Genomic DNA, 17,777 nt, shown 5'->3' on the forward strand with positions numbered 1-17,777 from the left:
AGGTATTACGCGGTGGCAATGCGTGCGGGCTTGACCGCCGTCTTGCGGCCCAACACGACGGTCACGATCACCCCGCCGGCGAACAGCCAGGTGATCGGCTCGACCTGTTCGCCAAAGAACAGTGCGGAAAAGCCGATGGTGAAGAAAATCTGCAACAGCTGGATCTGGCTGACCCGGGCAATGCCACCGATGGCCAGCCCGGCATACCAGGCAAAGAAGCCGATGAATTGCGAAAACAGCGAGACGTAGCCGAAGGCCCACCAGGTTTTGGCGGAAATCTCGCCCTGATGTTGCAACGCAAGGTACAGCACCGGCCCGATCAACAGCGGCGTCGACAGTACCAGCGCCCAGCAGATCACTTGCCAGCCGCCCATTTCCTTGGCCAACCGGCCACCCTCGGCGTAGCCCAGGCCGCCCACCGCAATCGCGCCCAGCATCAACAAGTCACCGGCCTGGATGCTGCCGGCCCCGCTGATCAGCGCATAACCGAGCACCAGGGCACTGCCCAGCGCGGCGCAGGCCCAGAAGGCTTTCGATGGGCGTTCGTGGGACAGCCACGCGGCGTACAGTGCCACGCACAGTGGCTGCAAGCCATTGACCAGGGCGCCATGGGACGCCGGCAAGGTTTGCATGGCCCAGGCCGAAAGCACCGGGAACCCGAGGATCACCCCGGCAATGACCAGCGTCAGGCCCTTGACCTGCTGCCAGGTTGGCCATTTCTCACGCCGCCACAGCAACAGCAACGCCGCGGGAATCGCCGCGAACAGGGCCCGGCCCAGGCCATTGAGCAGTGGATGCAGTTCCTGCACGACGATGCGTGTGAAGGGCAGGGTGAGGCTGAAGATCACAACGCCGAGCAGGCCCAGGGCCATGCCGGTGTTTTCGCGCGAGGTCATGATGGCAACCAGAATCGTGGGTGATGGGAAGTGCCTTCATCTAGCCATAAACCGTGGCGTCTGCGCTGTTACAGCTAAGTGCAGAGTTATCCGTACAGTTGGGAGCGAAGCTCCCAACGTAGGAGCTGCCGCAGGCTGCGATCTTTTGATCTTGCTTTCAAGATCAAGATCAAGATCAAAAGATCGCAGCCTCCGGCAGCTCCTGCACAAGGAGATCGCGTAGTAGCAGGTTATTACCCACCCCAGCGGATAAGGACTACCTTGAACACTCCTACGCATTTCCCAGAGGAGTACTCCCCATGGCGGCGAAAAAAATTCTGATGCTGGTCGGCGATTACGTCGAAGACTACGAAGTGATGGTGCCATTCCAGGCCCTGCTGATGGTCGGTCACACGGTGCATGCCGTTTGCCCGGACAAGACCGCCGGCCAGACCGTGCGCACAGCCATCCATGACTTCGAAGGCGACCAGACCTACAGCGAAAAGCCCGGTCACCTGTTTGCCCTGAACTTCGATTTTGCCAAGGTCAAGGCGGCGGATTACGATGCGGTGCTGATCCCGGGCGGTCGTGCGCCGGAGTACTTGCGCCTGAATGAAAAAGTCCTGGAACTGGTGCGCGACTTCGACAAGGCCGGCAAGCCGATCGCCGCCGTGTGCCACGGTGCACAGTTGCTCGCCGCCGCGGGAATTCTCGAAGGGCGTGAATGCAGTGCTTACCCGGCCTGTGCGCCGGAAGTACGCCTGGCGGGCGGTACGTTTATCGATATCCCGGTGACGGACGGCCATGTTCAAGGCAATCTGGCCACGGCGCCAGCCTGGCCTGCCCACCCTAGCTGGCTGGCCGGATTCCTCGGTTTGCTGGGCACCAAAATCACGCTGTAACGGGGGACCCGTCCATGTGCGAGCTGTACGTCAAAGCCGATCCGATCCTCTACGAATCGCGCTCGCGCTCGCTGCGCATCTGCGGGGTGGTTACCACCCTGCGGCTGGAGAATCAGTTCTGGGACATCCTCAGCGAAATCGCCGAGACCGACGGCATGACTACCAACCAGTTGATTGCCAAGCTGTATGAAGAGGTCATGGACTACCGCGGCGAAGTGGTCAATTTCGCTTCGTTCCTGCGGGTGAGTTGTACGCGGTATCTGAGTCAGCGGCGGGTAGCTGCTCCGGAGTTGTCGGTGGTGAAGCGTTCAGTCAATTAGGTTTGCAGCTTACTTACGGGCCCCATCGCCAGCAGGCTGGCTCCCACAGTGGATTGGTGTGCATCAGTCCAATGTGGGAGCCAGCCTGCTGGCGATAGGGCCCACACAGGCGACAGAAACAGCAGGCTGGTCTTTACTCTGAAGCGCGCAACCTTCCAATCGCCAAGGAGAAAGAGCATGTCCGGATGGTACGAAGTGAGCAAGAGCAGCAGCGGTCAGTTCAGGTTTGTGCTGAAGGCGGCGAATGCCGAAACCATTCTGACCAGCGAGTTGTACACCACCCGCGCCGCGGCCGACAAAGGCATAACGTCAGTCCAGGCCAACAGCCCGCTCGATGAGCGCTACGAGAAAAAAACCACCAAGGATGGCCATCCTTATTTCAACCTCAAGGCGGGTAACCACGAGATTATCGGCAGCAGTGAATCCTATTCCTCCGATGCCGCCATGGAGAAAGGCATCGCCAGTGTGAAGGCCAATGGGCCGAGCAAGGTGATCAAGGACAAAACCCTGCCCGTACTCTGAAAACACCACGCGACGCCCCCTGTAGGAGCCGGCTTGCTGGCGATGGTGTGTCAGTCGACACTTGCGTCGCTGACCCACCATCGCCAGCAAGCCGGCTCCTACAGGAGGGTGTGATTTGGAGATCAGCGCAGGGCTTTCAGCAGCCCTTGCAGCTGACTGACACCGGCCTCATCCAACGGAAACACCGGCAACCGCGGATCACCCACCTCCAGCCCTGTCGCTCGTAAACCAGCCTTGATCGTCGCCGGCAACCCCCCCTTGAGAATGAAATCCAGCAATGGCAATTGGCGATAGAACAGTTCACGTGCCTTGTTCAGGTCGTTGGCCAGCACGGCGTCGTACAGGTCGAGATTGAGCTGCGGGATCAGGTTCGGCGCCGCGGTGCACCAGCCTTTTGCCCCGGCCGCGAAGGCTTCCAGCGCCAGCGGGTTGCAACCGTTGTAGAAGGGCACCTGACCTTCGCCCAGGCGTTGCAGTTGATGCATGCGCTGGATGTCGCCGGTGCTCTCCTTGACCATGGTCACGTTCTCCACGCTTTTGACGATGCGCAGAATCAGGTCCACCGACATGTCGGTGCCGCTGGTGGCCGGGTTGTTGTAGAGCATGATCGGCACGCCGATGCTGTCGCCGATGGCGCGGTAGTGCGCGAGGATCTGCGCTTCGCTGAGTTTCCAGTACGACGTCGGCAGCACCATCACCACGTCGGCGCCATGGGCTTCGGCGAAACGGGCGCGACGCACCGCTTTGGCGGTGGTCAGGTCGGACACGCTGACGATGGTCGGCACTCGCCTGGCCACGTGCTTGATACTGAATTCGGCGACCTGGTCCCACTCCGCGTCGCTCAGGTAAGCGCCTTCGCCCGTGCTGCCCAGGGGTGCGATGGAATGCACACCGCCGTCGATCAAACGGTCGATCGAGCGCCCGAGCGCGTCCAGGTCAACGCCCTCGCCATTGGCGGTAAAAGGGGTGATGGTGTAGCCGATGATGCCGTGAATGTTTGCAGTGGACATGGGGTCTCTCCGTACAAAAAAGGTCTGGGGTTCAGTTCAGGCAATCGGCGTGTCGACGCAGGTTCTGCCGGGCGTAGTAATTGAAAGCGGCGGCATGACGCTTGGGCCGGGCGATCCAGTCATGGGCTTCTCGGCCCAGCTCGGCAATGATCGGCTTGATGGTTCCGGCGCTCATCGCCAGCAGCTGCAACCTGGCGGCGCGTTCGATCAGTTGGGCAATCACGCAGGCCTCCTCGATGGTGGTGCCGGTGGACAACTGGCCATGGTGGGAAAGCAGGATTGCCCGCTTGTCGCCCAGGGCACCGGCAATCAATTCGCCTTCTTCATTACCCACCGGTACGCCGGGCCAGCCTTCGAGAAACGCGCAGTCGTCATAGAGCGGGCAGAGGTCCATGTGGGAAATCTGCAACGGCACTTCCAGCATCGACAACGCCGCGACGTGGGTCGGGTGGGTGTGGATGATGCAATTCACATCCGGGCGGGCGCGGTACACCCAGCTGTGGAAGCGGTTGGCCGGGTTGGGCATGCCGTGGCCTTCGAGCACTTCCAGGTCTTCGTTGACCAGCAGCAGGTTACCCGCGGTGATTTCGTCGAAACCCAGGCCCAGTTGTTGAGTGTAATAGGTGCCAGGCTGCGGGCCACGGGCGGTGATTTGCCCGGCCAGGCCGGAGTCATGGCCATTCTCGAACAGAATGCGGCAGGTCAGGGCCAGCTTTTGCCGGTCGGTCCACGTATTATCCGCGAGGGTGTTTTGCATCTGGTTCAGCGCTTGCTTGACCAGTTGATCTTTGGGCAGTGCTAATGTCGTGGCCATATCGATGTCCTCTTTGGCTGGGTCATGCAGATGACACGAAAGATGCTATATGACACCTTGTGTCATGAGCAAGGACAATTCGTCACCTCCTTGATGGATTAATCGTTCTACATGTCTATCCGTTTGAAATTATTGAGAAAAAAACTTGGCGTAACCCTTGAGGCATTGGCGGAAAAATCCGGCATGACCAAGAGTTATCTGTCGAAAGTCGAACGCGGCCTGAACACGCCGTCGATTGCGACCGCGTTGAAACTGGCCAAGGCACTGAACGTGAAGGTCGAGGAGCTGTTTTCCGAAGACAAGGTCAGCCTCGACAGCTACAGCCTGGTGCGCAGCCATGAGCGCCAGCCACTGGGTGCCAGCGGCGACAATCCGGGCTACGCGGTGCTGGCCCATCAGGTCAGCGAACGCAGCCTGCTGCCGTTCATCATTTACCCACCGACAGAATTTACCGACAAAGCCTTCAAGGAACACCTGGGCGAAGAATTTCTATTCGTCCACGAGGGGCAGGTGGAAGTGGATTTCGTCAACGAGCGGGTGCTGCTCAGCCGGGGCGATGCGCTGCACTTCAACTCACAGAAACCGCACCGGATACGCTCGGTGGGCGAGGTGCAGGCGCAATTGCTGGTGGTGGTGCATAGCAGCGAGGAATGAGTCAGCTTTAAAAGCTTCGCGAGCAAGCCCGCTCCCACAGGGAATTTGTGCACGCCGCAGATCAACTGTGGGAGCGGGCTTGCTCGCGAAAGCGTCAGATCGGGCAAGACTAAACTTCGACTGGTACCGATAGCTTCGGGCTACCCAGCCCATGTGTCTTCGAATCAAAAAACCGCAACTCCACCCCGGTCCCTTCGAACACCTTCGCGTAATGCCGCTTCTGATGCTGGATGAACGCCTTGCTGCGCGGGTAGATCGAGATCGCCACCACCTTCGGTTTCGCCAGGCGCAAGGCGTGCACGATGTGGCTGTCCTGCTCACCCAGTGCATGCCCAAAGATGCACAAGCCATCGCCATGGCCGAGCAACTGGTCATAGCAGAACGACAGGTAATCGGAGCTGCGGATGGTCTTGAGCTTGTCCGCGCTCGGCCCTTCGTTGATGAACAAGGGCACGTCATCGAGGGTCTTGATCGTGTTGTTGATGGCGAAGTTGCCCAGCAACGTGCCCTCGGTCGACATCAGTTTGCGCGCCGTGCCGTCCTGGTTGCGCACCAGGTGCAGACCGCCGTGCAGGTACAGCAGGCGGGTCTTGTCGGTGGCGGTAACGCTCAGGTCGAAGGCCGGTTCTGACCCCTGGAACAGATCGGTGACCGCCTCCGGTTGCTGCTGGATCGCCCAGTAATTGAGCAAATCGTAGTTGGTGGTGAACACCGTGCGATAGCGGCCCAGTTCCTGGCTGATGGTCGCCAGGCTCGACGCCTCGACCAACCGCCACGGAATGTGCACCGCGTGCACGGTGTTGATCAGCGCTTCCTTGATCGCGTAGTAACGATTGCGCGGCGCGGCGGAGCTGACCGCCAGGGCCTTGTTGACCCGGCTGGTGGTTTTCAAGGCGCTGAGCACCTGCTCGAAACTGCGCGTCTGCAGCGCCTCGAACACGCTCAGCTCGGACGGGCTGAGGGGTTTTTCCTCGACGGTGCGGGCGTTTTCGAACAGCGAGTCGTAGCCGAAGTCGTCCCACACCGCACGGCTGGCCCCATTACCCACCAGCAGACCGTCGAACGCAGCGCTGGCGCGCAGGGCGTTCCAGTCTTCAAGTTGGGCATCGACATCGTGGAAATCGGTCATTGCGGTGGTCGTCTCGAAGCAAAAGGTCTGATGGGCGGCGACTTTATCATGCTCGGGCGGTTCAACCACGGCACGTCGCGGGCGAAGGGCGCTATGCTGCGACTTTCGCCCGAGCCACCTTAGCCGAGTGTCCGATGCTGCAAAAAAGCCTGATCCGCCGTCTCGACCTGATCACCCTGCAACTGTTTGTCGCGGTCCACGAGGAGGGCACGCTCACCCGTGCTGCCGCGCGTGAGGCGATTGCGGTGTCGGCGGCGAGCAAGCGCTTGATGGAGCTGGAGGAGGCGCTGGGTATCAGCCTGTTCGTGCGCCAGGCCAAGGGCATGACGCTGACGCCGGCGGGTGAAACCTTGCTGCACCATGCCCGGCAGATGTTGTTCAACGTCGAGAAAATGGGCCTGGAACTGGGGGAGCACAGCCACGGTGTGCGCGGTTATGTACGGATGCTCGCCAACCTGTCGGCGATCATTCAATTCCTGCCGGAAGACTTGCGGGATTTTTCCGAGCGTCATCCGCAGGTCAAGACCGATCTCGAGGAACGGCCCAGTGCCGGGGTGATCCAGGGTGTCCTGGACGGTGTGGCGGATCTCGGCATCTGCTCCATCGACAGCGACACCAAGGGCCTGCACAGCGTGCTGTATCGCCAGGACAAACTGGTGGTGTTGATGCCGCCGCATCATCCGTTGGCGAGCCGGTCGAGCCTGGCGTTTGCCGACACGCTGGACAGCGATTACGTCGGGTTGCACGCCGCCAGTTCCATCAACATGCGCACCCATAAGGCGGCGCGTGAGGCGGGCAGGGTGCTGCGGGTGCGGATCCATGTGCCGGGCTTCGACGCCATGTGCCGCATGGTCCAGGCCAACATGGGGATTGGCGTTCTCCCGCAGCGGGCCTATGAATTGTTTGGTCGGGCCCTTGGGCTGACGGCCGTGCCATTGACCGATGAGTGGTCGGATCGCGCCTTGATCGTGGTGGTGCGTGATGAGGCACTGCTGTCGCCGGTGAGCCGGATGTTGTTTGAGCATTTGCGGGGGCAACTCTGAGTTGTTCATTGGCCGGGCCGGCGTCTTCGCGAGCAAGCCCGCTCCCACAGGGAAATGCATTCCAAATGTGGGAGCGGGCTTGCTCGCGAAGGCGGCCCTGAGGTCACGACAATCTCCCAAAGCATTCGCGTTTCGCGAACGCCCGTTGCCAACTGAAGGTTGGATTCCCAAGCTCCCTGTCCTCTAGCCTTGGCGCATATTCCAAGAACAAGAGGTACCCCGCGATGACTGCCCCCTTGAGTGCGATCAAAGTGATTGAGATCGGCACGCTGATCGCCGCGCCGTTCGCCGCGCGCATACTCGCCGAGTTCGGCGCCGAAGTGATCAAGATCGAAGCCATGGGCCAGGGTGATCCCCTGCGTAAATGGCGCAAGCTGCACGAAGGCACCTCGCTGTGGTGGTACCTGCAATCGCGCAACAAGAAGTCCCTGGCACTGAACCTCAAATCCCCTGAAGGCATCGAACTGGTCAAGCAACTGGCGACCAGCGCCGACGTACTGATCGAAAACCTGCGTCCCGGCGCCCTGGAAAAACTCGGCCTCGGTTGGGACGTGCTGCACGCCCTCAACCCCAACCTGACCCTGGTGCGGATTTCCGGTTACGGCCAGACCGGTCCGTACCGCGATCGTCCGGGTTTCGGTGCCATAGGCGAGGCCATGGGCGGCATCCGCTACACCACCGGCACCCCCGGTTCGCCACCGGCGCGGGTGGGCGTCAGCCTCGGCGATTCCCTGGCCTCGCTGCACGCCGTGATCGGCGCGTTGATGTCGCTGCTGCGGGTCAAGACCGGGCAGGGCGGTGGACAGATCGTCGATGTGTCGCTGGCCGAAAGCGTGTTCAACGTCATGGAAAGCCTGGTGCCGGAATACGACATGCTCGGCCATGTGCGTGAGCGCAGCGGCGGTGCCTTGCCGGGCATCGCACCCTCCAACACTTACCTCACGGCCGATGGTGCCTACGTGGTGATCGCCGGCAACAGCGACCCGATCTACAAGCGCCTGATGTTGACCATCCGCCGCCCGGATCTGGCCGACGCCCCCGAATTCGCCCATAACGACGGACGTGCGGCCAAGAGCAACCTGCTCGATGCGGCGATCACCCACTGGACCAGCAGCCTGCCGATCAACGACGTACTGGCAGCGCTGGAAGCCGCCGAAGTGCCGGCCGGACGTATCTATTCGGTGGCCGACATCGTCGCCGATCCGCATTATCAGGCGCGGGACATGCTGCTCAATGCCGAACTGCCGGGCGGCGCCACGGTGAAGATGCCGGGCATCGTACCGAAATTGTCGGAGACCCCCGGTGGCGTCAACTGGTCGGGCCCGGGACTGGGCCAGCACACCGACGGCATCCTTGCTCAACTGGGCCTCACCGTGGCGGACATCGAACGCCTGAAAGTCGAAGGAGTGGTGCAATGATCACCGATTATTCCGAGCGCCTGATCGTTCAGGAAGTCTCCCCGCGCGACGGCTTGCAGATCGAGCCGACCTGGGTGGAAACCGTCGATAAGATCGCGTTGATCGATCAACTGTCGCTGGCCGGGTTCAGCCGTATCGAGGCCGGCTCGTTCGTGTCGCCCAAGGCCATTCCGGCGTTGCGCGACGGAGAGTTGGTGTTCAAGGGCATCAGCCGCCAACCGGGGGTGATCTATGTCGCGCTGATCCCCAATCTCAAGGGTGCGCAACGGGCACTGGCCTGTAGTGCCGATGAATTGAACCTGGTGATGTCCGCCAGCCAGACCCACAACCTGGCGAACATGCGCATGCGCTGCGAAGACTCGTTGGCGGCGTTTGGCGAGATCGTCCAGTTTGCGCAGGGCACGCCTGTGCGCCTCAACGCGAGTATCGCCACGACCTTTGGTTGCCCGTTCGAAGGCAAGATCGATGAGGACCGGGTGTTGCAGATCGTCGAGGCCTATCAGGAGCTCGGCATCCAGGGCATCACCCTGGCCGATACCACCGGCATGGCCAATCCGCGGCAGGTCGACCGCCTGGTGCGACGGGTGTTGCAGCGGGTATCGCCAGCGGACCTGACCCTGCACTTCCACAACACCCGCGGCCTGGGCCTGTGCAACGTGCTGGCCGCCTACGAGGCCGGTGCCCGACGTTTCGACGCGGCGCTGGGTGGTCTTGGCGGCTGCCCGTTTGCGCCGGGCGCTTCGGGGAATATCTGTACTGAAGACCTGGTGAACCTGTGCGATGAAATCGGCATAACGACCGGCATCGACCTGCCGCTGTTGCTCAAGCTGTCCCGAGGATTGCCGGCGCTGCTCGGCCACGAAGTGCCGGGCCAGCTGGCCAAGGCCGGACGCAATTGCGACCTGCACCCCGTGCCCTCCTGACCACCGCGAACCTGTAGGAGCTGGCTTGCCAGCGATGAGGCCCGTCCAGTCAAAATCAATGTCGACTGACCCACCACATCGCCAGCAAGCCGGCTCCTACAGAAGAACATCGTCACCAACCAGACAACAAAAACAATCGGACACCCCAAGGGCAGTCCGCCTGGAGAACCGCAATGAGCCTCAATGCACTGGAGGCCGGGGCGAGCCCGGCCGTTAGCCACGATGAAGAAAAAGCCCTGGTCAGCAAGGTCGCCTGGCGCTTGATGCCGCTGATCATGGTCTGCTACCTGTTCGCGTTTTTCGACCGCATCAACATCAGCTTCGCCAAGTTTCAGTTGCAGGCCGACCTGAGCCTGAGCGACACCGCCTACGGCCTCGGCGCCGGGTTGTTCGTGGTCGGTTATGTGATTTTCGAAGTGCCGAGCAACATGATGCTGTACAAGGTCGGCGCCCGGCGCTGGATTGCCCGGATCATGATGTCCTGGGGCCTGGCCACCGCGCTCATGGTCTTCGTCAACAGCGAATGGCAGTTCTACACCCTGCGTTTCGTGATCGGCGCGATGGAGGCGGGTTTTGCCCCGGGCGTGTTGTATTACCTGACGCTGTGGTTCCCGCAGCACTATCGCGGGCGCATCACCTCGATGCTGTTCCTGTCCTCGGCCTTCGCCGGCCTGGTTGGCGCACCGTTCTCCGGACTGGTGCTGCAACACCTCGATGGCTTCCTGGACATGCGTGGCTGGCACTGGTTGTTCCTGCTCGGTGGCGTGCCGTGCATCGGCCTCGGCCTGCTGGTGCTGACCTTGCTCAAGGACCGCATCGAAGACGCCCATTGGCTGACCCCGTCGGAGAAGACCCTGCTGGCCAGTCGCATCGCCCACCATGAACCGCACAAGAGTGGCGGCTCGCTGCTCGCCGCGCTGCGGATTCCGGGCTTCCTGACCCTCGGCCTGATCTACTTCCTGATCCAGGTGGCGTCCTACGGCCTGAACTTCTGGGCGCCGCAACTGATCCGCAGCGCGGGGACCGAGAGCCCGGTGATGATCGGCCTGCTGACGGCCATCCCGTACATCTGCGGCGCCATCAGCATGGTGGTGATCGGGCGCCTGTCCGATGCCTCTGGCGAGCGACGCAAGTTTGTCGCCGGTCTGGTCGCCGTCGGCGCAATTGGGTTCTTCTGTGCCGGGATCTTCGCCAACCACACGACCTTCCTGATCGTCGCCCTGGGCTTGCTCGGTGCCGGCATCATCGCCTCCATCCCGAGCTTCTGGACCCTGCCGCCGAAACTGCTGGCCGGTGCCGGCGCAGGTGCGGCGGGCGGGATCGCGGTGATCAACACCCTGGGGCAGTTCGGTGGCATCGTCAGCCCGGTCATGGTCGGACGGATCAAGGACCTGACCGGCAGCACCACACCGGCACTGTACGTCATCGGTGTCTGCGCGCTGATCGCCGTGGCGCTGTTGCTCTGGGGCCTGCCGCAGAAGCTGCGCACCCTCGACAAGTTTTAACGATTCGCAGGCTACGGCAGCACCCACAAGGACCACGCATCCTTGTAGCTGCCGCAGGCTGCGATCTTTTGATCCTCAAGACGTCGCAGTCATCGCTTTTCCAGCCGAATCACCAAACTGAATCAACACCACACCGCCGATCAACAACACCGCCCCCAACAGCTTGGGCAATGTCACCTGCCGCTCCACCAACCCAAACCACCCGAAGTGATCCAGCAGCAGCGACGCCACCACTTGCCCCGCCAGCGCCAACGCCATGAACCCTGAAGCGCCTAGCCTGGGCAGCAACACCAGCGCCAACGAAATAAAACACACCCCAAACGCCCCGCCAGCCCACATCCACATCGGCGCCCTGGCGATGAACGCCAGCGATGGCAACGGCTAGCGCATTGCCAGCATGATCGGCAGCAACACCAAAATGCTCACCACCAATGAAGCGAGGGTCGCCCACAACGGATGACCCAGGCCGCGCCCGAGATTGACGTTGATCGCACTCTGAAACGGCACTACCGCACCGGCGAACGCGGCAAGCAGCAACAGGCCCGCCCAATGCAACGTACTCATGGTCATTCTCCAACAGGTTTTGCTGGACTCTAGAGTATTCGTCGCGCAGATTTAAATTCCGTTTTACTATCCAGAACATGCATCAGATGAATGATCTGCGCCGCATCGATCTCAACCTGCTGGTGATCCTCGACGCCTTGCTCAACGAGCAACATGTGACCCGTGCGGCCGAGCGCCTGCACCTGAGCCAGCCTGCCGTCAGCCATGCATTGGCGCGGCTGCGTGATCTGCTCGACGATCCGCTGCTGGTGCGCGCCGGCGCCAGCCTGGTGCCGACGCCAAGAGCGCTGGAGTTGACGGCGCCGCTGGCCGAGGCCCTGGCCCAGGTGCAATCGCTGCTGGCTCCGAACACCTTCGATCCGGCCACGGCCAAACGAACCTTTCGCCTGGCGATGTCCGATTACGGCGCCGCCATCGTCCTGCCAGGGTTGATCCGTACGCTGCGTCGCGAAGCGCCTGGCATCGACCTGCAAATCAGTCATGGCAGCCGTGAAGGCATGCTCGATGGAGTCCTCAACGGCGATATCGATGTCGCCGCCGGGGTGTTTCCGGAAATGCCCAACGAGCTGCGCAGCACGATGCTGTTCGAGGAACACTACGCCTGCCTGGTGGACCGCCACAGCCTGCCCGCCGACGCTGTCCTCGACCTGCCGAGCTATCTGGCGCGGCCCCATGTGCTGCTGGAAATGCGCGGCAGCGGCACCCCGGAAATCGAACGAGCCCTGACCGCCTTGCGCGAGCGCCGTCGCGTCGCGATCAGCCTGCCGCACTGGAGCGTCGCGCCGCAATTCATCAGCGGCACCGACCTGATCCTCACCGTCGCTTCCCGGGGTTTGCGCGACATCGACGAGTCGTCGTTGATCGTCGTCCCGCCGCCGTTTCACATTCCGTCGTTCACCTTTGTCCTGGTGTGGCACAAGCGGCGAGGCGGGGATCAGGCCCTGAACTGGTTGAATGCACAAATCGAGCGCGCCGCAGGTGATATAGACTGGCGCCCATTCAGCAAAACAACTCATAAGGACTCCCCATGACCCCCTCACTGCTAATGGCCGTTCTCGCCTCGGGCTTTATCTATGGCATCACGCCAGGGCCGGGCGTATTGGCGGTGTTCGGTATCGGCGCGGCGCACGGGCGGCGGGCGGGAGCGGGATTTCTCTGCGGGCATTTGTTGGGCGACGTGGTCTGGTGCAGCACCGCGCTGATAGCGATCGTCGGTGCGCGGGAAATCGGCAGCACCGCGTTCGATGTGCTGGGCGTGCTTAGCGGGCTCTACCTGTTCTGGCTCGGCTGGCGCGCGGTGCGCGCGCGTCAACGGGGTGTCGAGGCGCCGCAGGGGCCGGCGCGGCAGCCGTTCTGGCACGGCATTCTGTTCGGCCTGACCAATCCGAAAGCCTACCCGGTGGCCGTCGCCACTTTCACGGCGCTATTGTCCAGCCGGGCAGAGTTGCTGACCTGGTCGATGTTGCCGTGGCTGATCGTGTTGAGCTTCGTCGGCGGCCTGATGGCCTACGCTATCCTCATCGGCATCGTTGGCGCGCGCCAGGTTCGCACCTTGTATCAACGCCATGAGTTGGCTATCACCCGCTTGTGCGGGGTAATGTTTATCGGTTTTGCCATCAACGCCCTGGCGCATGCACTGCCTGGGCTGGTGACGAACAAGGCTTGACGCTGGACGTAGGGACGCGTCAGTTGCACTGCGACTCGTCTGAAAATTTCGCCACCGTTCGTCGAGACGATTCCAGGTTTTCTAAACCTTTTGATGCGTGGAAATTCAGATTCTATGCGGGCTACAGCTCGCCGAGATCATCATCAAGAGGTAGAGAATCATGCCTAACTCAAGAAACTCGAACTCGGGAAACTTCGCCAATGATCGAACGAAGGCGTCTGAAGCCGGTCGCAAAGGTGGGAAAACCACTACCACGACCGTCGATAAAGAGCCTACGAAACCCATGGGCCGCAAGCCTGGACAGAAGTCCAAGTAATCGATGCAGGTGGTTTTGATCGAGAAGCGGGAGCGAAAGCTCCCGTTTGAATTTTTACCGAGGAGGGCGCGACCATGAACCGCATGGCCACCCGATTACGCAATGGCGGCCTGGCCGCATTACTGGGCCTGTGTGCCACCAGCGCCTTCGCCCAGAGCCCCACCGAATTCATCAACGATGCGTCGGCCCAGGGCATTGCCGACATCGAAGCCAGTCGCCTGGCGCACCAGAAGTCCGAGTCCAAGGAGGTCAAGGACTACACCATCGTGGTCATCAACGATCGCACCACCGCCAACCAGCATCTGGCGAAAATCGCCAAGCAACTGGATCTGCCGGTGGCACCGCGCGAAGAGGTAGTGGAAAAAGCCAAGGCCCTGATGCCACCAGTCTCGGAAGGTGCGTCCTTCGATGAGGCTTACGCGGCCAGTCAGGTCAAGACCACCGAGCAAGCCATCGAGCAGCTCGAGCAAACGGCGCAGACCACCGACGTGCCGCAGATCAAGGCGTTCGCTGAAGAGACCCTGCCAAAGCTGCAAAATCACCTGCAGATGGCCAGGGCCCTGCAAGCCAGTCGCTGACCCTTCGCATACGCGGGTGACCTTGGGTCACCCGCGTAACATCGATCAGCATTTATTCAGATCCTGTTTACCTTTCTCCTGGACCACGGTGCCGTCGATGGAAATGGTCTGGCCTTCGCCGAGGCTGCGGTAGTGTTTTCTCAAGGCTTCCAGCTCCTTGAGGTCCAGCGCCTCGAGCCCGAGCATCGCGTTCTGCGCCTCTTTCGTTACCCGCAGCAACTCATCGACCTTCAGATGCAGGATGTCCGTGTCGCGGTTCTGGGTGTTCTGGATCAGGAACACCATCAGGAAGGTGATGATGGTGGTCGAGGTGTTGATGACCAGCTGCCAGGTATCGTTGAAACCGAAAATCGGCCCACTTAACCCCCACACTAAAATCAGGATTATCGCCCCGAGGAACGTCGTGGGGCTGCCGGTCCAGAGAGCCAGTTTCTGGGCGATTTTTGCGAATTTCATGGCCGTTTTTCCTTATTGGGGATGCACCTGAAATTCAGACACTGGCGGCGGGGTGAAAATTCGGCTTTATACCCGCTACCCAATGGAAAATCCCGTAGGCGTCCTCATAACCGACCAATCTCTACCGGCCGCATCCCAATCCACTGTAGGAGCTGGCTTGCCAGCGAAAGCGCCCTCATGGCCGCCCCCTCTCTACCGGCCCCACCCGATCCACTGTAGGAGCTGGCTCGCCAGCGAAGGCGGCCGAAAGACTACCGCAATGTTCAAGGTGCAATAGAGCACCACCCACCAGTCGATGTATCGTAGCGAACCCGTTGTCAGCCAAGCCCCAGACAACGCACCAACAGGAGAACGCAATGAGTTGGTCCGCCAAACAATACGTCGCTTTTGAAGATGAACGCACCCGTCCCGCTCGCGACCTGCTGGCCGCCATCCCCGCTGGATCAGTGCGCTCGGCCATCGACATCGGTTGCGGTCCCGGTAACTCGACCGAGTTGCTGGTGGAACGCTTCCCCGACGCCACGGTGCGCGGGCTGGACAGTTCAAACGACATGATCGAGGCCGCACGCAAGCGCCTGCCCCAAGTGCAGTTCGACATCGCGGACATCGACATCTGGAATGATACTGGCCCATTCGACGTGATCTTCGCCAACGCCGTGCTGCAGTGGGTACCCGATCACGCCACATTGCTGCCTGCGCTGGTGAGCAAACTCACCCCCGGTGGCTGCCTGGCGATCCAGATGCCGGACAACCTCAATCAACCCTCGCACCGTTTGATGCGCGAAGTCGCGGCACAAGGCCCGTGGGCCGAAAAACTGGCAGGCGTCGCCGCACAACGGACCGAAATGGCCGATGCCAGCACGTATTACTCAATGCTCAAAGCCTGTTGCACCCGCGTCGATGTATGGCGCACCACGTACCATCATCCGCTGGCGGGCGGCGCGTCGGGTGTGGTGGAGTGGTTCAAGGGCAGCGGCTTGCGGCCGTTCCTCGAACCATTGGATGAGACGCAACGGGTGCAGTATCTGCAGCAGTATCAGACTGCAATCGAGCAGGCCTATCCGGCATTGGCCGATGGTTCGGTATTGCTGCCGTTCCCGCGTTTGTTTCTGGTGGCGACGCGCTGATTCATCTATCAGCGCTGTACCGCGACCAGCAGCATCATCGGTCGCTCCCGCTCTTCGGCCAATGCCGGTTGCGCTTCAACCTCGGCATCCGTGGGGCCCCATTCGTTGACATGCTGGATGCTGAAACCAGCGCCAATCAATGTGTTGAGCAAGGTGCCGAGGGTGCGATGCTGCTTGATCACGCCGTCGGCCAACCAGTTGGTCACACGCTCGCCTTCCCTCTGATAACCATCGACCGGCCAGCTCCTGCGGCCTTCGGCATCGGTGATCCAACCGGGATGACGGGGCGCCATGAAGATCGGATGCTCGATGGAAAACACAAAACGTGAACCGGGTTTGAGCGCTGTGTGGATAGTCGCGAACAGCCCCGGCAAGTCCTTGATGTAATGCAGCGCAAGAGAGCTGTAGGCCAGGTCAAAACTGTCTGTCGGCAGATCGAGCTGTTCCAGGTCTGAGCGTTCGTAGCGGATATTGCTGGCAGACGTTGTGCTTTGAGCCTGATCGAGCATTTTCTGCGAAACGTCCAGGCCCAACACACTGTGGGCGCCTTGCTCACTGGCCCAACGGCAAAACCAACCGTAACCGCAACCGAGATCCACCACCTTCAAGCCATGCATCGGCGGCAACATCGACTGCAGCGCCGGCCATTCCGGTGCGGCATCGAGGCCGCCAATCGAGCGGGCCATCTGGCTGTAGCCGTGGAAAAATCCGGGATCGTCGTAGATGTTTTGAGTCATGGTAGTGGTGCTCTGCTGAGATGGTTTGGGTATCGCAAACCCTGTGGGAGCGAGCCTGCTCGCGATGACGGTCGCACAGTCACATCCGTGTTGCCTGCCAGACCACCATCGTGAGCAAAGTGTTACGTCAGGACGGTTCGGCGTCCATGCGCCGAGCAATTACGTCCAGCACATCGCAGCCATCGCGCAAAGGAATGCAACACAACAATGCGAAGTCGCTGAGGATGACCGAGTCGGTGCTGATTTCACCTCGCATCGCGAGGTTTTCGAGAACCTGCGTCACGGCGCCGATCCGGTAACGGGCACTGCTGAGCAGCGAGTGCAGCGGTTGAGTGGTGTTGACGTAAAACGAGGGGAGGTCGTCGGCGTTGCTGGTTAGAGCCATATATTCGTTCATGAGTGATTACCTTGAAGTTAGGTGAACTACCACTCATCGTCGCCAAACAAAGGGTGGTAGCTGTACGCGGGTTGGCGAACCGGACAAGGCACAAACCGGCAGACCCGAAGATCTCCCACGCACAGCCACCAAAAAACAGGTAGCCAAGTGCGTTCAGAAACGCTCCGAGCTGGCCGGAGATTTCTGTGCCTTGCCATCGAGTCGCCAAACCCGATACGCCATTTGGGGCGCGCTCGGACTATAGATCTCATGACAATGGCACAGCAATGCGCGAGTGTACGGACATTTCCCAGACTATTGTAGGACGTTGCTTTTTTTAGAAATGGTGTCGCCTGAGATCCAACATTCATTAAATTCCGGCCACAAAAAACCGGCCACTCGGGCCGGTTGATAGATCGCTGCAGTAAGCTTATCAGCTCTGCTGCAATACCTTGAGTGCTGCCGAAGCCAGAAAGCCCGAACGGCTTTTCTCTTCCGGATGGTGCAGCACGTATTCATCGATACGGTTTAGCAGGTACCCAGGCAGTGTGATGTTCAGCTTCTGGGCCTTGCCCAAATATTTGGTAACGTCGATGTCCACCAGAGCCCACGCACATCCCGCGTACTTTGGGTTGGCTGCGTGCAGTGTCACTTTATTTGCGGGGGGAATGGCTGAACCCCCTTCGGCCAAGATCTCGAAATGGCCTTCTATGGCTTCTCGGGCCATCGCCATCGCATCATCCAGATCTTCCCCGGCGGAAAAGCAGCCCGGGATGTCAGGGACTTCAACGCCCCAGGCGTGCTCCTCATCTCCCATTGAAATCGCAATCGGGTAAAGCATT

The 17,777-nt window shown here is 60.8% G+C and carries 21 protein-coding genes and 1 pseudogene; 13 read left to right on the plus strand and 9 right to left on the minus strand.

Features of this window, described 5'->3' with window-relative positions; genetic code table 11:
• Window positions 1-5 precede the first annotated feature (5 nt).
• On the minus strand, window positions 6-896 hold the full coding sequence (locus tag ACM6I6_RS10325; protein WP_274073473.1) for a DMT family transporter: 891 nt from the start codon (window positions 894-896) through the stop codon (window positions 6-8).
• Between the two features lie 299 nt (window positions 897-1,195).
• Here ACM6I6_RS10325 and ACM6I6_RS10330 point away from each other — a divergent pair, with 299 nt between their 5' ends.
• The 3 genes from ACM6I6_RS10330 to ACM6I6_RS10340 all read left to right on the plus strand — a co-directional run bounded on the left by ACM6I6_RS10330 (window position 1,196) and on the right by ACM6I6_RS10340 (window position 2,619).
• On the plus strand, window positions 1,196-1,777 hold the full coding sequence (locus tag ACM6I6_RS10330) for a DJ-1/PfpI family protein (RefSeq protein ID WP_274073474.1): 582 nt from the start codon (window positions 1,196-1,198) through the stop codon (window positions 1,775-1,777).
• 14 nt (window positions 1,778-1,791) lie between these two features.
• On the plus strand, window positions 1,792-2,097 hold the full coding sequence (locus ACM6I6_RS10335) for a ribbon-helix-helix domain-containing protein (protein WP_274073475.1): 306 nt from the start codon (window positions 1,792-1,794) through the stop codon (window positions 2,095-2,097).
• 177 nt (window positions 2,098-2,274) lie between these two features.
• A complete protein-coding gene (locus ACM6I6_RS10340) occupies window positions 2,275-2,619 on the plus strand; it encodes a YegP family protein (protein ID WP_323606666.1) in 345 nt (114 codons plus the stop codon).
• A 122-nt stretch (window positions 2,620-2,741) separates the two neighbouring features.
• Here the strand turns inward: ACM6I6_RS10340 and ACM6I6_RS10345 are convergent, their stop codons facing one another.
• A complete protein-coding gene (locus ACM6I6_RS10345) occupies window positions 2,742-3,629 on the minus strand; it encodes a dihydrodipicolinate synthase family protein (protein WP_323606667.1) in 888 nt (295 codons plus the stop codon).
• A 31-nt stretch (window positions 3,630-3,660) separates the two neighbouring features.
• Window positions 3,661-4,443 carry an aldolase gene (locus ACM6I6_RS10350; protein ID WP_323606668.1) on the minus strand — a complete coding sequence of 261 codons (783 nt, stop codon included), beginning with the start codon at window positions 4,441-4,443 and terminating at the stop codon, window positions 3,661-3,663.
• A gap of 111 nt (window positions 4,444-4,554) precedes the next feature.
• On the opposite strand from ACM6I6_RS10350, the gene ACM6I6_RS10355 reads away from it, so the two are divergent.
• Entirely contained in the window at window positions 4,555-5,097 is a 543-nt protein-coding gene (locus ACM6I6_RS10355) for a helix-turn-helix domain-containing protein (protein ID WP_274073479.1), read from the plus strand.
• Between the two features lie 109 nt (window positions 5,098-5,206).
• On the opposite strand, the gene ACM6I6_RS10360 is transcribed toward ACM6I6_RS10355, so the two are convergent.
• Window positions 5,207-6,226, minus strand: a complete 1,020-nt coding sequence (locus tag ACM6I6_RS10360) for a DUF4917 family protein (RefSeq protein ID WP_323606669.1) — start codon at window positions 6,224-6,226, stop codon at window positions 5,207-5,209.
• A gap of 134 nt (window positions 6,227-6,360) precedes the next feature.
• Here ACM6I6_RS10360 and ACM6I6_RS10365 point away from each other — a divergent pair, with 134 nt between their 5' ends.
• The 4 genes from ACM6I6_RS10365 (at window position 6,361) to ACM6I6_RS10380 (ending at window position 11,115) form a co-directional block, all read left to right on the plus strand.
• Window positions 6,361-7,269, plus strand: a complete 909-nt coding sequence (locus tag ACM6I6_RS10365) for a LysR family transcriptional regulator (RefSeq protein ID WP_323606670.1) — start codon at window positions 6,361-6,363, stop codon at window positions 7,267-7,269.
• 224 nt (window positions 7,270-7,493) lie between these two features.
• Window positions 7,494-8,687: a CaiB/BaiF CoA transferase family protein gene (locus ACM6I6_RS10370; protein ID WP_414919845.1), complete on the plus strand. Its 1,194-nt coding sequence runs from the start codon at window positions 7,494-7,496 to the stop codon at window positions 8,685-8,687.
• Window positions 8,684-9,610: a hydroxymethylglutaryl-CoA lyase gene (locus tag ACM6I6_RS10375; protein WP_323606672.1), complete on the plus strand. Its 927-nt coding sequence runs from the start codon at window positions 8,684-8,686 to the stop codon at window positions 9,608-9,610. The genes ACM6I6_RS10370 and ACM6I6_RS10375 overlap by 4 nt, the downstream gene beginning before the upstream one ends.
• A 173-nt stretch (window positions 9,611-9,783) precedes the next feature.
• Window positions 9,784-11,115, plus strand: a complete 1,332-nt coding sequence (locus ACM6I6_RS10380) for an MFS transporter (RefSeq protein WP_274073484.1) — start codon at window positions 9,784-9,786, stop codon at window positions 11,113-11,115.
• A gap of 75 nt (window positions 11,116-11,190) precedes the next feature.
• Here the strand turns inward: ACM6I6_RS10380 and ACM6I6_RS10385 are convergent.
• Window positions 11,191-11,679, minus strand: a pseudogene (locus ACM6I6_RS10385) (DMT family transporter).
• Window positions 11,680-11,756: 77 nt separating this feature from the next.
• Here ACM6I6_RS10385 and ACM6I6_RS10390 point away from each other — a divergent pair.
• The 4 genes from ACM6I6_RS10390 (at window position 11,757) to ACM6I6_RS10405 (ending at window position 14,239) form a co-directional block, all read left to right on the plus strand.
• The gene (locus ACM6I6_RS10390; protein ID WP_323606675.1) at window positions 11,757-12,710 is read left to right on the plus strand and encodes a LysR substrate-binding domain-containing protein; all 954 of its coding nucleotides are present in this window, start codon (window positions 11,757-11,759) and stop codon (window positions 12,708-12,710) included.
• Window positions 12,707-13,345: a LysE family translocator gene (locus tag ACM6I6_RS10395; RefSeq protein ID WP_323606676.1), complete on the plus strand. Its 639-nt coding sequence runs from the start codon at window positions 12,707-12,709 to the stop codon at window positions 13,343-13,345. The genes ACM6I6_RS10390 and ACM6I6_RS10395 overlap by 4 nt, the downstream gene beginning before the upstream one ends.
• A gap of 160 nt (window positions 13,346-13,505) precedes the next feature.
• Window positions 13,506-13,661 carry a KGG domain-containing protein gene (locus ACM6I6_RS10400; RefSeq protein ID WP_077184220.1) on the plus strand — a complete coding sequence of 52 codons (156 nt, stop codon included), beginning with the start codon at window positions 13,506-13,508 and terminating at the stop codon, window positions 13,659-13,661.
• Between the two features lie 74 nt (window positions 13,662-13,735).
• Window positions 13,736-14,239 (plus strand): DUF4142 domain-containing protein, encoded by a 504-nt coding sequence (locus ACM6I6_RS10405; protein ID WP_323606677.1) that lies wholly within the window; start codon window positions 13,736-13,738, stop codon window positions 14,237-14,239.
• 45 nt (window positions 14,240-14,284) lie between these two features.
• On the opposite strand, the gene ACM6I6_RS10410 is transcribed toward ACM6I6_RS10405, so the two are convergent.
• Window positions 14,285-14,695, minus strand: a complete 411-nt coding sequence (locus tag ACM6I6_RS10410; protein ID WP_274073489.1) for a low affinity iron permease family protein — start codon at window positions 14,693-14,695, stop codon at window positions 14,285-14,287.
• A 356-nt stretch (window positions 14,696-15,051) separates the two neighbouring features.
• On the opposite strand from ACM6I6_RS10410, the gene tam reads away from it, so the two are divergent.
• Window positions 15,052-15,822 carry a trans-aconitate 2-methyltransferase gene (gene tam, locus ACM6I6_RS10415; RefSeq protein WP_323606678.1) on the plus strand — a complete coding sequence of 257 codons (771 nt, stop codon included), beginning with the start codon at window positions 15,052-15,054 and terminating at the stop codon, window positions 15,820-15,822.
• 8 nt (window positions 15,823-15,830) lie between these two features.
• On the opposite strand, the gene ACM6I6_RS10420 is transcribed toward tam, so the two are convergent.
• The 3 genes from ACM6I6_RS10420 to ACM6I6_RS10430 form a co-directional block, all read right to left on the minus strand.
• The gene (locus tag ACM6I6_RS10420) at window positions 15,831-16,559 is read right to left on the minus strand and encodes a class I SAM-dependent methyltransferase (RefSeq protein ID WP_323606679.1); all 729 of its coding nucleotides are present in this window, start codon (window positions 16,557-16,559) and stop codon (window positions 15,831-15,833) included.
• Window positions 16,560-16,686: 127 nt separating this feature from the next.
• Complete coding sequence (locus ACM6I6_RS10425; RefSeq protein WP_323606680.1) at window positions 16,687-16,956, minus strand: short-chain dehydrogenase; 270 nt, start codon at window positions 16,954-16,956, stop codon at window positions 16,687-16,689.
• A gap of 412 nt (window positions 16,957-17,368) precedes the next feature.
• On the minus strand, window positions 17,369-17,776 hold the full coding sequence (locus ACM6I6_RS10430) for a type II toxin-antitoxin system HicB family antitoxin (protein WP_274073492.1): 408 nt from the start codon (window positions 17,774-17,776) through the stop codon (window positions 17,369-17,371).
• Window position 17,777: the final 1 nt, after the last annotated feature.

The organism is Pseudomonas sp. IT-P218 (assembly GCF_949767605.1).
GTDB classification, from domain to species: Bacteria; Pseudomonadota; Gammaproteobacteria; order Pseudomonadales; family Pseudomonadaceae; genus Aquipseudomonas; species Aquipseudomonas putida_AE.